Source organism: Deinococcus deserti VCD115 (assembly GCF_000020685.1).
Lineage (GTDB): Bacteria > Deinococcota > Deinococci > Deinococcales > Deinococcaceae > Deinococcus > Deinococcus deserti.
Genome location: NC_012526.1, coordinates 2,548,193 through 2,562,179, shown reverse-complemented (window position 1 = coordinate 2,562,179; position 13,987 = coordinate 2,548,193). Strand labels below are relative to the sequence as shown.

14 protein-coding genes are annotated in these 13,987 nt (G+C 63.8%); 8 read left to right on the top strand and 6 right to left on the bottom strand.

The features are described 5' to 3' along the window. Nucleotides 1–24 precede the first annotated feature (24 nt). The 4 genes from DEIDE_RS12200 to DEIDE_RS12185 all read left to right on the top strand — a co-directional run bounded on the left by DEIDE_RS12200 (nucleotide 25) and on the right by DEIDE_RS12185 (nucleotide 2,589). Nucleotides 25–924 carry an MBL fold metallo-hydrolase gene (locus tag DEIDE_RS12200; RefSeq protein WP_012694266.1) on the top strand — a complete coding sequence of 300 codons (900 nt, stop codon included), beginning with the start codon at nucleotides 25–27 and terminating at the stop codon, nucleotides 922–924. 74 nt (nucleotides 925–998) lie between these two features. After that, entirely contained in the window at nucleotides 999–1,610 is a 612-nt protein-coding gene (locus DEIDE_RS12195; protein WP_012694265.1) for a Dps family protein, read from the top strand. An 84-nt stretch (nucleotides 1,611–1,694) separates the two neighbouring features. Next, entirely contained in the window at nucleotides 1,695–2,186 is a 492-nt protein-coding gene (locus tag DEIDE_RS12190; protein WP_012694264.1) for a DUF4385 domain-containing protein, read from the top strand. Between the two features lie 13 nt (nucleotides 2,187–2,199). Further along, entirely contained in the window at nucleotides 2,200–2,589 is a 390-nt protein-coding gene (locus DEIDE_RS12185) for a DUF1622 domain-containing protein (protein WP_012694263.1), read from the top strand. A 71-nt stretch (nucleotides 2,590–2,660) separates the two neighbouring features. On the opposite strand, the gene DEIDE_RS12180 is transcribed toward DEIDE_RS12185, so the two are convergent. The 5 genes from DEIDE_RS12180 to DEIDE_RS12160 form a co-directional block, all read right to left on the bottom strand. Continuing rightward, a complete protein-coding gene (locus DEIDE_RS12180) occupies nucleotides 2,661–3,056 on the bottom strand; it encodes an OsmC family protein (protein ID WP_012694262.1) in 396 nt (131 codons plus the stop codon). Nucleotides 3,057–3,283: 227 nt separating this feature from the next. Beyond that, nucleotides 3,284–4,468, bottom strand: a complete 1,185-nt coding sequence (locus DEIDE_RS12175) for an MFS transporter (protein ID WP_162485465.1) — start codon at nucleotides 4,466–4,468, stop codon at nucleotides 3,284–3,286. Nucleotides 4,469–4,871: 403 nt separating this feature from the next. After that, nucleotides 4,872–5,441, bottom strand: a complete 570-nt coding sequence (gene mobA / locus DEIDE_RS12170; RefSeq protein WP_012694260.1) for a molybdenum cofactor guanylyltransferase — start codon at nucleotides 5,439–5,441, stop codon at nucleotides 4,872–4,874. A gap of 7 nt (nucleotides 5,442–5,448) precedes the next feature. After that, entirely contained in the window at nucleotides 5,449–6,912 is a 1,464-nt protein-coding gene (locus tag DEIDE_RS12165) for an aldehyde dehydrogenase family protein (protein ID WP_041227265.1), read from the bottom strand. Between the two features lie 238 nt (nucleotides 6,913–7,150). After that, nucleotides 7,151–8,296, bottom strand: a complete 1,146-nt coding sequence (locus DEIDE_RS12160) for a prepilin peptidase (RefSeq protein WP_012694258.1) — start codon at nucleotides 8,294–8,296, stop codon at nucleotides 7,151–7,153. Nucleotides 8,297–8,479: 183 nt separating this feature from the next. On the opposite strand from DEIDE_RS12160, the gene DEIDE_RS12155 reads away from it, so the two are divergent. Next, nucleotides 8,480–9,925, top strand: a complete 1,446-nt coding sequence (locus DEIDE_RS12155; RefSeq protein ID WP_012694257.1) for a nitronate monooxygenase — start codon at nucleotides 8,480–8,482, stop codon at nucleotides 9,923–9,925. A 60-nt stretch (nucleotides 9,926–9,985) separates the two neighbouring features. On the opposite strand, the gene rimO is transcribed toward DEIDE_RS12155, so the two are convergent. Then, nucleotides 9,986–11,497 carry a 30S ribosomal protein S12 methylthiotransferase RimO gene (gene rimO / locus DEIDE_RS12150; RefSeq protein ID WP_012694256.1) on the bottom strand — a complete coding sequence of 504 codons (1,512 nt, stop codon included), beginning with the start codon at nucleotides 11,495–11,497 and terminating at the stop codon, nucleotides 9,986–9,988. 301 nt (nucleotides 11,498–11,798) lie between these two features. On the opposite strand from rimO, the gene minD reads away from it, so the two are divergent. The 3 genes from minD (at nucleotide 11,799) to DEIDE_RS12135 (ending at nucleotide 13,986) form a co-directional block, all read left to right on the top strand. Continuing rightward, nucleotides 11,799–12,599, top strand: coding sequence for a septum site-determining protein MinD (gene minD / locus DEIDE_RS12145; RefSeq protein ID WP_012694255.1), 801 nt, complete (start codon nucleotides 11,799–11,801; stop codon nucleotides 12,597–12,599). Between the two features lies 1 nt (nucleotide 12,600). Next, a complete protein-coding gene (minE, locus tag DEIDE_RS12140) occupies nucleotides 12,601–12,852 on the top strand; it encodes a cell division topological specificity factor MinE (protein WP_012694254.1) in 252 nt (83 codons plus the stop codon). Nucleotides 12,853–12,918: 66 nt separating this feature from the next. Then, entirely contained in the window at nucleotides 12,919–13,986 is a 1,068-nt protein-coding gene (locus DEIDE_RS12135) for an FtsW/RodA/SpoVE family cell cycle protein (RefSeq protein ID WP_012694253.1), read from the top strand. Nucleotide 13,987 lies beyond the last annotated feature (1 nt).

Genomic DNA, 13,987 nt, shown 5'->3' with positions numbered 1-13,987 from the left:
GCCTACACCCGTTACCCTGATGACATGTCTGCTCTGGTGCCACTTGGCCCCGGCATCTGGTATCTGCCAGGCGCCGTGAACAGTGTGGTGGTGGAAAACGGTGAGGGGGGAGCCCTCCTGATCGACACCGGACTGGACGACGCGCACGCCCGCAAGCTGCTGCGGGCGGTGGAGTCAGCCGGCCTGAGCCCCAGCGCCATCCTGAATACGCACAGTCACGCCGACCACCATGGAGGCAACGCCTTCATCCTGAAGAAATCGCCGGAGCTGACGGTTTACGCGCCTCCGCTGGAAGCAGCCGTGATCAACCATCCGATGCTCGAACCGCTGATGCTGTTCGGAGCCAGCCCCCCGCCGGAACTGCGGACCAAGTTCCTGCTGGCTCCCGCCAGCCCTGCCCAGCCCATCCCACCGGGGCGGCAGATCCTGGGTGGGGTAGAGCTGGACCTCATTCCGGTGCCGGGGCACGCAGTAGATATGTACGCTGTTCAGCTTGGAGAGGTCCTCTATGTTGCCGACGCTCTGTTCGGCCTGGAAGCGCTGGCAAAGCACCCGCTGACCTTCTGCTCGGATTCGGCAGCCCAGAAGGTGAGCGCCGCCGGCCTGATGGAGCTGAGCAGTGTGGGCGTCATTCTGCCTGGGCACGGCGACCCCACCGTGGACCTGCCAGGACTGGTCGGGGCCAACCTGACCGCGTATGAACGCATCACCGCTGCCGTGCTGGCGACAGTTCAGCAGCATTCGGGCAGTGTCGACGACCTGCTCTCACGGGTTTCGGTACGGATGGGTGTGCGCACCGGCAGCCCCGCCGCTGCCGTACTCAACCGTGCCGTGGTCAGCGCGCATCTCACCGAACTGCAGGCTCAGAAACAGGTGCAGTGCGTAACCGAACATCACCGGCTGGTGTTCCGTATCAGCCCATGATGCTCTGGGACGTGAGCCTAACTGTAAAGAAAGGCACATGGCACTGTTCGCATGCCCGGGCGTAGCGTGACCGCATGACCAAGAAGAGCGCTTCTACCAAGACAGCCGCCAAAACGACCGCGCGAGGTGGAGCCAGGGGCGCCAAGCCTGAGGGCGAGGCCAAGGCCGACGCTGCGCACCTGCGCACCGCCAACAACGCTCTGGTAGACCACCTCTACCTGAGTGAAGAGGAGTTCGCCACGGTAGCTGAGACGTTGCAGCGCAACCTGGCGACCACCATCTGCCTGTACCTGAAATTCAAGAAATACCACTGGGATATCCGTGGGCGGTTCTTCCGCGATCTGCACCCCGCCTATGACGAATTTATCCTGGAAATCTTCCCGGCCATCGATGAGCAGGCCGAGCGTCTGGTGGCTCTGGGCGGCAGTCCCATTGCGGCGCCGGCAGATCTGGCCCGTTTCAGCGTCGTCCAGGTGCCGACAGAAACGGTCCGGGACGCCCGCACGCAGGTGGCCGATCTGGTCGAGGACCTGAGCCGGGTCGGCAAGGGGTTCCGCGACGACAGCCAGACGGTGGATGAGGCCAACGATCCGGCCACCGCCGACATGTACAACGGTTACGCGCTGATTATCGACAAGATCCGCTGGATGCTGCAGGCCCTGATGGACGACGACCGACTGGACTGAGTCCGGGACAGGTCCTGAGCGGCGTAGCAGGTCACCGGCCCCCATCGGGCCTGGTGACCTGTGCCATACCGCAGGGGAGGGCAGGTGCCGAAATTCGACTACTCGCTGAACTACGCCGAACTGGACCTGCGTGCCCAGCCGCACCTGTACCGCGTCGGCGTGGGCGAGCAGGGTGTGCTGCTGGTGCAGCCCTATAAAAGCGAGCTTCTGCCTCACTGGCGTTTTGCAACGCCGGATCTGGCGCGGGAAAGCAGTGAGAAGCTCTACACCATGTTCGAGGCCTATCTGAAGGACGGAGACTTTGTGGGCGCGGATATGGCCCGCAAGTTCCTGCAGATGGGGTTTACCCGCTCGCGGCGCTATGCCAACCACAAGGGTGGCAAAAAGTACGATGGACCGGTGCCAGCCGACAAAAAAGGGCAGTCCGGTGCTCATGGCCGGGCTGAGCTGCCCCGCAGCCCCGAGGACCCGGTCAAGGCCGAGTCGGCGCGCATCTTCAAACAGAAGTGGGAACAGGCTGAAGCCAACCCGGTGTACGCCGCCATGAAGCGCGAGCACAAGGCCCGCTACGGCTGAGGGGAGGGCCGCTATGGAAGAGCTGTTCAGGATCTTCGCGTCGTACGTGGCCCTGGGACTGGAAGCAGCAGCGGTCCTGGTCGTCGCCATTGCAGGTGTGGAGGCTCTCTGGCGGGCAATGGTGGTGTTTCTCGGCCGCTCCGATGCGCCTGACCGGGTCAGAGAAATTGCGCGTCTGCATCTGGCACGCTGGCTGGCTGTAGCTCTGGAGTTCACGCTCGCAGCCGATATTCTGCGTACAGCAGTAGCGCCAACGTGGGAGGAGATCGGGAAGCTGGCCGCCATCGCGGCGCTCCGGACCCTGCTCAACTATTTCCTGCAACAGGAGATCGAGAACCATGACCGCCGGCACGGAAACGAGACAGACGTGGCCCGTGGAGATCTGAATAATTCCGGTTCGTGAGCGTCACTGGGGCGTCAACTTCTCCAGGCTGAAAAGGCCAGTGCAGGCTGGCCCTGGTACCAGGGCCGGTTTCAGGCCAGTCTGAAACTCAGTGCGACGGCCGGGCGAAGGGTATTGGACACGATGCAGGCGCGGTCCGACATCTCGACCAGTTTTTCCAGGAGCGCCCGGTCCTGCGCCTGGGCATCCACGACAACTTCAATGGCGCTGAATCGGCTGGGGGAACTTTCCAGGGTGCCTGTTACTGTCAACTGCACGTCCGTGATGTCCGCCTCGCGGGCCTTGATGGCTGCCAGCAGATTGCTGATAAAGCAGCCCCCCAGCGACACGAGCAGCTGTTCGCCGCCCATCATGCCGCGGTCCTCGCCGCCCTTTTCCAGCGGCCGGTCGATCATGACCTGATGTGTCCGGGCAGTGGCCTGTGATGTGGCGGGGCTGATCTGTCTGACCTGTACTTCAATCTGCATGGCTACCCTCCAGGAAATCGGTCTTCTGAGTATGACCGGACAGAGGGGCAGCAGGACTCAAGTCAAAGGGTTACAGGAAGGCTCCGCCCAGGATTCTGGGCGGACTGGCCGACCTCTTTTGGCTTCTGATCTTCCCTTATTCGGATGAAGGCAGCGCAATACCATCCAAAACGCGTAGCGGTCATGACGTCGATCTGCATTGAAAACGTGTTGTGCGCCATCGCCGCTCAGCGCCGGAAGGTCATCGCCGGGAGACGCCACACGAGCGTCAGAGGGCCAAGCGCCAGGAGCCACAGGGCATTCTGTACTCCATAACGGTCTGCCAGTACGCCGAGCAACGGCGGAACGGCCGCGCCTAGCATTCCGGTAATGGAACTCAGCGCCATGACAGTGCCGCCGCGATCTGGCAACAACTGGTAGAGCCGGGCCTGAAGCACGGCATGCCAGCCGGAGGTGAACAATCCGATCAGTGCCACACACACCATTTTCCAGCCCAGGCCCGGAAGGAGAAGGAAGGCCACAAAGAACAGGGTGACCAGCGCAGCCGACCATTTCACGAAGGCGACGCCAGAAATCTTCTCCAGCAGCGGGATGATCAGGGTGTCACCCAGCAGGCCCACCCCCGTCAGCAGCGCCAGCGCCAGTGCAGCCTGAGCCAAGGTCGTGTGAGCGGCGTCCACGAGATACAGCGCCAGGAACGCCCGGAACAGGTCGAGCATGAAATTCGATGTCTCCAGTAACAGGAGCGAGTCGATCACAGGTGGACGCCTCAGTGATTGAAAGGCGTGCCGCAGGGTTTCCATGAGGCTGGTTCGCGGAGCGTGCATTTCCTGAGCAGAGCCGGGCACGCGCCAGATCAGGAGCAGGGCGATCAGGGACAAGACGGCCAGCACGCCGAACACCGCACGCCAGCCTGCCCCGAAGGCCACCGCCGCGCCGACCAGCAGGGGCCCGACCACGTTCCCTATGGAACCTGCCAGTGTCCAGCGGGCCATGTTCTGCTCCTGCCTCGCAGGTTCAGCGTCCATCCAGGTGGCCTGGGTAAGGCTCACAAAGGCTCCCGACGCCGGGTAGAACAGCAGGAGCGAGATCAGCAGCCCCCAGAAGTTCCCAGCCATGGCCGTCAGCCCGAGCGCGAGAGCGAAAGCCACGCCGCCTCCAAGCACGATCTGGCGGCGATAACCGGCATCGGCCAGCAGGCCGAGCGCCGGCTCCACGATGTTTGCGAAGACGGCAGGCAGGCCCAGCAGCAGGCCAATCTGGGTGTAGTTGAGGTGCAGGTCAGCCTGCAGGTACGGCCAGGCCGCACCAGTGGCGCCGTCTACCAGCTCATCCGCCAGCTCGATGGTCAACGCGGCGGTGACGAAGGAACTCAAGGCGGCTGAGGCCCCGCGTTGCAGGTGCGATTTCACAATGATGTACTCCTGGAGTGCGAGACAAAAGGCCAGAGGCTTTCGGACTCTTCAGGAGGAGATAACCCTGTGCCGGGGTGTCAGTTTCACCAAGGAGGAAACAGCATGCCTAAGTGTAATAGGTCGCGCTGGCATGCAGTTTGTGCTGCTGTGGCGAGTCTGCGCTTGATCGTGCTGCCGCCGCCCGGATTTCCCCGGCCTTCTATGCCAGACGGCGCGCCGCATGCTGTCCTGGGCTGTATCCCCTGCGACCGGGCTCCCTTTTAGAGAAGGGCACAAGTTGCCTTGCTCTCATCCAACCGATGCGAACCTACACCGTTATCAATCGTGGTCACGCCTGCGGAGCTAAACGGAGAGCGCACGCGAAGGGCATACCCAGCGCCCTTCATAAATTCCGGAGGCTCTATAGCTTCAACTCCGCGAGGTCGGCTGGCGTGTTGACGTTGCGCAGGGCCGCCGGGTTCAGGCCAGCTGCCGTGACCGTGGTGTCTTCCGGCGCGGCCAGCCGCAGCCTCCGTTCACCACTGTCCAGCAGGGCACGGAGACGTGGCAACAGAGATGTGTGATACAGCGCCCCCAGCGGCTGAGGTCGTCCGGAAACATCCTGCGCCTGCACGCTCAGGGCTCCGGGAACGCGGGCAGCAGCCAGCGTCTCCCAGTACGTCCGGGTCAGACCCGGCAGATCCACCCCGGCAAAGGCGACCCAGCCTGTACCTGCGGCCTGCAGGGCAGCCTCCAGACCAGCCAGGGGCCCCTCACCGGGCCGGGTATCTTCGACAGGGGTCCAGCCGCCCAGGACGTAGCGCCCAGGCGGGGCCACCAGCAGGCGCTGCGGGCAGGGCTCAAGCGAAGCCGCCACATGCTGCAGCAGAGTCCGCCCCCGCCACAGGGCCAGGGCTTTGTCCGAGCCGAACCGACTCGAGCGTCCCCCGGCCGTGATGGCCGCCGTGAAGTCCCACAGTGTGGCGGGCACAGTAGGGCTAGCCTCCACGTGAACCGGACTGCCTCTCCAGCTGGCGCAGTGCCCAGGCTGCCAGCCGGGGCAGGGGACGGCCATACGGCGGATACATGAAGCGCACTCCGCTGCGGGGCGTTTCCGTCAGCACGGCGCGCTGGTGGCTGAAGGTGCGGAAACCATGCTCGCCGTGGTATGCCCCCTGCCCACTGGTCCCCACACCGCCAAACGGCAGGTAGGGGTTGGTCAGGTGAATAATCGTGCCATTAACGATCATGCCGCCACTGGTGGTCTCACGCTGGACCCGCTCGACAACGTGATCGTTCTCAGCAAACAGGTACAGCGCCAGTGGCGGATCCAGTCGCCGGATCAGGTTCAGGGCTTCCTCCAGCGAGTCATAGGTCAGCACCGGCAGTACCGGGCCAAACAATTCCTCCTGCATCAGGGGCATGTCGGGCGTCACGTCCGTAACGACGGTGGGAGAGATAAAGCGGGCTTCGGGGTCGAAGTCTCCTCCCAGGGCCAGCCTGGCTCCCTGCTCGAGACTTTGCCGGGTCAGTTGATCAAGGCGCCTCACACTGTGGGCGTCCACCATGCGTCCGTAATCGGTCCCGGCCCGCAGCCGCGGCGCGTCACCAAAGCGGCGGGTGATAACACGCCCGATTTCTCCAACCAGCTGCTCCTGCATGGCCCGTGGCACCAGGGCGTAGTCCGGGGCCACACAGGTCTGCCCGGCATTCAGGAACTTGCCCCAGGTCAGACGCTCCGCGCTGCGGGTCAGATGCGCGCTGGAGTGCACGAGGGCCGGGCTTTTGCCGCCCAGCTCCAGCGTCACACCGGTCAGGTTCTGTGCAGCGGCGCTCATAACCTGCCGGCCGACAGCGGTGCTGCCGGTAAAGAAGATGTGGTCGAAGGGCATGGAGGTCAGGGTGCGGGCGACATTGGCATCGCCCTCAACCACAGCCACCAGCCTCGGCTCGAACACGCTTTCGAGCAGTGTTTTCAGAGCGCGGGCCACATGTGGAGCCTTCTCACTGGGTTTGAGGACCACCGTGTTCCCAGCCGCCAGACTCGCTATCAATGGAGCCAGGGCCAGATTCACCGGGTAATTCCAGGGGCTCAGGATCAGTGTGACGCCGCGGGCCTGCATCTGGACCTCGCTGTGCGAGCCGGCCAGCATCAGCGGGGTGGGAACCCGCCGGGGGGCCATCCAGCGCGGCAGGTGCTGAACCGCGTGCCGCAGTTCCTCCAGAATCGGATGAATCTCGGCAATCTCGGATTCGGCGCGACTTTTGCCCAGATCCAGAGACAGGGCCTCGGCCAGCGCTTCTCGGTGGGCACGCACCGCGTCATGAACCCGCCGCAGGATCACCTGCCGCTGGGCAGCGGTGGTCTGGGCAGCGCGCCAGCGCCAGGCCCGCTGGGTGTCGAACAGGGTCTGCAGATCAGCTGGCGCAGGAGAGTCTGAAGGACTTGAATAAGCAGTCATGGACACCTCGCAGGACCTGAAACGGCACAAAGGGACTTGAACCCAGTCTAAGCCAGTTGTCTCCTGAAAGTGCCAGAATCTGGCCCCTGTACGGATGGTCTGCTACACGGCTTCTTTATCCGGCCTCAGGGCAAGGGGCAGGCCCTTTGAAGCGCCGCCCTGCATTAACGCTGGCGTGCTTCAGGGTACGTAAATCAGGGCCAGAGCCAGCTGACTCTGGCCCTGATTCTCCTCACGCTCAGAACCCGAGCATCGTGCGGTAGCTGCTGATGATCTCATTGCCCCAGACCAGGGCCACCAGCGCACCCAGGGCCAGATACGGCCCGAATTTCACGCGGTTTTCGCGTTTCATGGCCATCTGCACGATTCCCAGCAGGGCGCCGGCAAACACCGCCACCACCAGCGCCACCAGCAGCCGTTCCCAACCCAGGAAGGCGCCGATCACAGCCGCCAGTTTCACGTCTCCAAAGCCCATGGCACTGGCGTCCACATTCTCGTCGTCGGCGAGGGTGTCGTCTTCGCGGTGCCGGCGCCAGTGAATCCACCAGTAGACCCCGCAGACCAGACTGACCGCTCCTGCCGCGGCGAGCGCGCCCTGAACCATCAGAATCATGCCGGGTCCCATGCCGGCGCTGCCCAGCATGACGCTGACCAGGAGCCCTCCCAGCGTCAGCAGTTCCGGGATGCGGATCACCCGGCGGGCCAGCAGGTTGATCAGCGCCGAGACCAGTCCGACTCCTGCACCCCACCAGGGCCCCAGCCATGCGCCGGCCAGCAGGCCCAGGCTGATCTGCTGGTAGCCCAGCGGGAACTCTGGAAACTGCCGCTCACGAAACCGGCGCAGGACCCAGGCCCCCAGGTTGTTGATGGTCACCAGCAGCCCCGCGCCCAGCAGCGCGCCCTGCACTGCCTGGGCGAAAGTCGGCAGGCCCGAGTCCGGCGCGTTGCCCAGTGCGAACAGCAGCCCCAGCGCCACGCCGGGCAGGGTCAGTTCATCGGGAATGGTGTAGGTATCAAGGTCAATAGCGCTGCTGACCAGCAGCAGCGTGAACAGCACCATCAGCCCCAGGGTGCCCCAACCGAAGGTCAGCGGCGGAAACAGCAGCGCAATCAGGGCGTAGCCGGCGCCGGTCAGCAGCTCCACCAGCGGGTAGCGTCTCTTGATCGGGGCGCGGCAGTACCGGCACTTGCCGCGCAGCCCCAGCCATGAGAACACCGGCACCAGATCACGCGGCGTGAGACGGTGGTCACAGTGTGGACAGTGACTCGGCGGGAAGGCGATGTTCTCGCCGCGGGGCAGGCGCCAGATCAGCACATTGGAAAATGAGCCCACCAGCAGGCCGAGCACGCCGGCCATCGCCACAAGCAGCACGTCAGGAATCACCCATGAAGTGTATGCCGGAGGCGGAACTTCAGCTTCGTATAAGGCAAGCAGTCCTGAGACGGGCTTTGCACTGCGTTCAGACTCCCCGACCCCCGCGCCGACATACGGGAAACTATGAACGCAATCTGGCTTCAGCCTTCTCCCACTCTGGCCACCGGCCATGTACCGCACAGGACCTCTTCCATGACCATATCCACGACCACACAGCACGATCCGATTCCCGTCACCCCCCCGTTGCCACGCATCATCCAGGGCGGCATGGGCGTCGCCATTTCCGACTGGCGGCTGGCCAAGGCGGTCTCCAGTATCGGGCAACTGGGCGTGGTGTCCGGCACCGGCATCGACAACCTGATTGTGCGCCGCCTGCAGGACGGCGACCCCGAGGGGCACGTCCGCAGGGCCCTGGCCCACTTCCCCGATCAGGAACGCGCCCAGAAGGCGATTCAGGACTATTTCCTCGAAGGTGGACGCACCCCCGGGCAGGCCTACAAGCGTGTGCCGCTGCCCACCCTGACCCGTCAGGACCCGGCCTGGGGACTGGCAATTCTGGGGGCCTTTGTCGAAGTCTGGCTGGCCCGCGAAGGCCATGACCACCCGGTGGGCCTGAACCTGCTGACCAAACTGCAGCTGCACACCATGCCAGCCATGTACGGCGCGATGCTGGCCGGCGTGGACACCGTCATCATGGGCGCCGGCATTCCGCGTGAGGTGCCCGGCGCGCTTGATGCCTTCAGCCAGGGTCAGCCCTATACCTTCCGTGTGGACGTTAAGGGAGACGGCCCTCCTACAGCGCCACTGACGCTTGACCCTGCCGACTACGGGTTTGGCGGCGTAGCGCTGAGGCGCCCGAACTTCTATCCGATTATTTCCTCGCACGTGCTGGCCGGGGTCCTGACCCGCAAATCGACCGGCAGCATCCAGGGCTTCATCATTGAGGGGCCTACTGCAGGCGGCCACAATGCCCCTCCGCGCGGTCAGGTGGCCTACGACGAAAGTGGGCAGCCTATCTACACCGAGCGGGACGTGGCAGACCTCAGTGAGATGCGCAAGATTGGCCTGCCGTTCTGGCTGGCCGGAGGCTCCGGGAGTCCCGAAGCGTTGCAGGCTGCTCTGGCTGAGGGGGCGACCGGCATTCAGGTGGGCACCCTGTTTGCCTACTGTGCCGAGAGCGGCATGCGCGACGACACCAAAGCACGCACCCTCGATGCGATCCGGGAAGGTCAGGCCAGCGTATTTACCGACCCTCTTGCCTCGCCGACCGGCTTTCCGTTCAAGGTCGTTCAGCTTGAGAACACCCTGTCCGAGCCGGAGGTCTACGCCGAACGTATGCGCATCTGCGACATCGGCTACCTGCGCGAGTTCTACTGGGCCGGGGAAGGGAAGACGGGCCTGCGCTGCGCTGCTGAGCCCGAAGCCGACTATGTACGCAAGGGTGGCAAGATCGAAGACACCGTGGGCCGCAAGTGCCTGTGTAATGCCCTGATGGCCGACGCCGGCTACCCTCAGATCCAGAAGAACGGTCAGGTCGAGCAGGCGCTGATCACCAGCGGTGACGACGTTATCAAGCTGTCCACCTGGAAGCGCGGCTATACCGCTCAGGATGTCGTGAAGTACCTGCTAGGCGAATAAACCATCTACAGAAGGCGGGCGAGGCTGTGATGCCTCGCCCGCTGACTTATCTGATTACCCTTAGTGCTTGCCGAAGTGACCCAGCTGCGGCACGTTGGGCTTCCATTCCGGCCGCTCCAGAACCTCACCGAACAGGTCGTACTCGTCACTGTCCTCAATGCGGGCGCGGACGATGTCGCCGATCTTGACCTGCCCGGCAAAGTCGCCGGCGTACAGGTAGACCTGACCGTCAATGCCGGGGGCGTCGCCCTTGGTCCGGCCGATCAGACGCGTGCCGGGCAGATCGCCCTCGTCGTCGTTGAACTCGTCAATAATCACGTCCATCACACGCCCAATCTTTTCGGCCAGCTTCTCGGTGCTGATACGCTGGGCAACTTCCATGAAGCGCGCCAGACGTTCCTGCTTGATCTCCTCGGGAACGTGGCCTGGCAGGGCTCTGGCGTCAGCTTCCTCCACGTCCGAGTAGGCAAAGGCACCCACGCGGTCAAGCCGGGCTTCTTCCAGGAAGGTCAGCAGCTCCTGGAATTCCTCTTCCGTCTCGCCGGGAAAGCCCACGATAAAGGTCGAGCGGATCACCAGCTCCGGACACAGCTCGCGCCAGCGCCGGATGGTGTCAAGCTGCCTGCCCGCACCGGGGCGGCGCATCAGTTTCAGGATGCGGGGTGAGGCGTGCTGCAGCGGGACGTCCAGGTAGGGCAGGATCTTGCCCTGGCCCATCAGCTCCACAAGCTTTTCCACGTGCGGGTACGGGTAGACGTAATGCATGCGCACCCAGGCGCCCATCTCTCCCAGCTTGACGGCCAGGTCGGTCAGGTGCGCGCGGATCTGCTCACCCTGGAACTCGGACTCGCGATAGCGGATGTCCACTCCGTAGGCGCTGGTGTCCTGGGAGATGATCATGAGCTCCTTGGTGCCGCCCGCGATCAGGCGGAAAGACTCGTACAGCACCGAGCCTGCGTCCCGCGAGACCTGACGGCCGCGCAGCTTCGGAATGATGCAGAACGCGCAGGTGTGGTTGCAGCCCTCGGCAATCTTCACGTAGGCGTAGTGGCGCGGGGTGAGCTTGACGCTGGGAGCCAGCACGTCCCCGTGGCGGGCGTTGGGGTCGGTCAGGGACACGGGCTGCTCTGCGTCGGCACGCATTCCAGGGGCCGCGACCGGCAACAGGCCCGTAAACGCGTCGGTCTCGATAGGCAGCAGCTCGCGGACGTGCATCATCACGTCGTCCACCGCCTCGGAACCAGTAATGGCCGCGACTTTGGGGTGACGCTCCAGGATCTTCTCGGGGCGTTCGCCCAGGCACCCGGTGACAATCACCTTGCTGGTGGCGTCCAGCGCTTCCCCGATGGCTGTCAGCGATTCCTCTACTGCTGGCGTAATAAAGCCGCAGGTATTCACGATTACCGCGTGAGCGTCCTCGTAGCTGGGTGCCACCTCATAGCCTTCAAACCGCAGCTGGGTCAGAATCCGCTCACTGTCCACCAGTGCCTTCGGGCATCCCAGGCTGATAAACCCCACTTTCTTCACGCCTGCCGTGCCAGATTCGGCCGGCCGCTCCATCATTTCCGTCATGCTTGCTCCCCTGGCCCCCTGCTGCGGGACCCCTCCAGCGTTGCTCACGCGCCGCGCCCGCTTGTGCGGGGGCGCGAGGCTCACAGCCAGGCAGTCTACAGGGGCAGAGTGGGGGAAAGGTAGGGGAGAAGTTGCGTTTTAGGGGTGCGGGGTATGAGGAGTGCTTGTTTCCCGGTTTGCCCCGCCCCTCTGGGGTAGGGGGGCGGGGCAATCAGTACAAACTAAGGCACAATCCGTTTCTCACCAAAGACCAGATCCCCTCCCACCTCCCCTCACTCCCGCGCGCTACACTGCCCCCTACATGGATGCCAAGGTTATCGTCGTCACTTCCGGCAAGGGTGGCGTGGGAAAGACCACCACCACTGCAAATATTGGTGCCGCGCTCGCCAAACTCGGGGAAAAAGTAGCAGTCATTGACGTGGACGTGGGTCTGCGCAACCTTGACGTGGTGATGGGTCTCGAATCCCGCGTGGTGTTTGACCTGATCGACGTGCTAGAGGGCAAGTGCCGCATGAGCCAGGCGCTGATTCGCGATAAGCGTGTGGAGAACCTGTTCCTGCTGCCAGCCTCGCAGACCCGGGATAAGGACGCTCTGGACCCCGAGGTCTTCAAGGGTGTGATTCGCGGCCTCATCGAGGACGAGGGCTTTGACCGCATTCTGATTGACTCTCCGGCCGGGATCGAGTCGGGGTTCAGGACCGCTGCGGCGCCAGCGCAGGGAGCCCTGGTGGTCGTCAACCCGGAGGTCTCCAGCGTGCGTGACGCTGACCGCATCATCGGGCTGCTCGAAGCGCAGCAGGTCAGTGAAATCCGGCTGGTCATCAACCGCCTGCGCCCCAAGATGGTCGCCAGCGGCAACATGCTCAGCGAAGGCGACATCCTGGACATCCTGGGCGTCAAGCCCATCGGTATCGTTCCGGAGGATGAGGGCATTATCGTGAGCACCAACGTCGGTGAGCCGGCAGTGCTGGGCAAGACCAAGGCCGGCGAGGCCTTTATGGCCACGGCCCGGCGCCTGAAGGGGGAGGACGTTCCGTACCCCAAGTTCGAGGAAGAGGGCGGGTTCCTCTCGGCCCTGCGCCGCCTGTTCGGGGGTGCCTGAAATGTTCTCCTGGATGAAGCGCGGGCGCAGCAAGGAGACCCTGAAAGACCGCCTGGAACTGGTACTGGCCTACGACCGGGCCCAGATTCCGCCCGGCAAGGTAGACGCTCTGCGCAATGACCTGCTGGAAGTCGTCAGGCGGTACTTTCCCACCGGCAACAGCAGCGTGGAAATCGAACAGCGTGGGGACATGGTGGTGCTGATGGCCAATATTCCCATTGACGACACCCCGCCCGTCCGCAAGTCGTCCTGAACTTCACGCGTTTCACCCCGGCAGCTTTTAGGCTGTGGGGGTGATTTTTCTGTTCGGTGAGCTGTCTTGAAGTACGATCTGCGTTTTCCTGTGGTGGTGGCGGCGCTGCTGGTGGTGGGCCTGATGACGGTCAGCACGGCGGCCCTTTCACCCCGCGCTTCCAGCGGCATTTTCACCAAGCAGATGATGGGTGTGCTGCTGGCGGCGGTGCCGGTCGCGGCCCTGTGGTGGGCGGGCCGGGACCGGATGTACAAGGCCGCGCCCTGGCTGTTTGTCCTGGCCCTGTTGCTGCAGCTCAGCACTTTTGTGATCGGCAAGGAAGTCAACGGCCAGCGCAACTGGATCATGCTGGGGCCGGTGCAGTTCCAGCCGCTGGAAATCCTGAAGTTCGCCATGATCCTGATGCTGCCGGTGGTGTTGCGCGGCGGCTACCGCGGAGCGATGACCTACGTCAAGGCGCTGGCCATTTTTCTGCCTGCGCTGGCGGTCGTGGTGCTGCAGGATTTCGGCGGAGCAATGGTCCTGAGCGTGATGTTCGGGGTCATGCTGCTTGCGGCGCGCATTCCCTGGTGGCATGCGGTGGCCGCCGTGCTGCTGGTGGGCGCCGCCGTGCCGACCCTGCTGTATCCACGCCTGGAGCCGTACCAGCAAAAGCGTCTGACCATTTTCCTGGACCCTTACCAGGATCCTCGGGGCGCCGGGTATCAGGTGATCCAGAGCACCATTGCCATCGGGTCCGGCGGGGTGCAGGGCAAGGGATACAAGCAGGGCTCGCAGTCGCACAACGGCTTCCTGCCGGAGGCGCACACCGACTTTGCCTTCAGCACCTGGGCCGAGGAACAGGGGCTGGTAGGCGCGTTAGTTGTGCTGGTGTTATACGGCTTCCTGTTCTGGGGCCTGGCGGGCATGGCTGCCGAGTCACCGCGACTACAGGACCAGATCCTGTTTGCTGGTGTACTGGGGCAGATTGGGTTTCAGGTGCTGGAGAACATCGGAGCGGCGCTGTCGCTGCTGCCCCTGACCGGCATCACGCTGCCGCTGATCAGTTATGGCCTGAGCAGTCTGGTCAGCACTCTCTCTACCCTGGGGCTGGCATATGTGGTCTACCGCGACCGCTACGACGGAACGATCTAGA

Coding starts and splice junctions, on each gene's coding strand:
- DEIDE_RS12180 (WP_012694262.1), bottom strand. CDS start 3,056: ATGCAGATTGAAGTACAGGTCAGACAGATCAGCCCCGCCACATCACAG.
- DEIDE_RS12165 (WP_041227265.1), bottom strand. CDS start 6,912: ATGACTGCTTATTCAAGTCCTTCAGACTCTCCTGCGCCAGCTGATCTG.
- minE (WP_012694254.1), top strand. CDS start 12,601: ATGTTCTCCTGGATGAAGCGCGGGCGCAGCAAGGAGACCCTGAAAGAC.
- DEIDE_RS12185 (WP_012694263.1), top strand. CDS start 2,200: ATGGAAGAGCTGTTCAGGATCTTCGCGTCGTACGTGGCCCTGGGACTG.
- DEIDE_RS12200 (WP_012694266.1), top strand. CDS start 25: ATGTCTGCTCTGGTGCCACTTGGCCCCGGCATCTGGTATCTGCCAGGC.
- DEIDE_RS12155 (WP_012694257.1), top strand. CDS start 8,480: ATGACCATATCCACGACCACACAGCACGATCCGATTCCCGTCACCCCC.
- DEIDE_RS12195 (WP_012694265.1), top strand. CDS start 999: ATGACCAAGAAGAGCGCTTCTACCAAGACAGCCGCCAAAACGACCGCG.
- minD (WP_012694255.1), top strand. CDS start 11,799: ATGGATGCCAAGGTTATCGTCGTCACTTCCGGCAAGGGTGGCGTGGGA.
- rimO (WP_012694256.1), bottom strand. CDS start 11,497: ATGACGGAAATGATGGAGCGGCCGGCCGAATCTGGCACGGCAGGCGTG.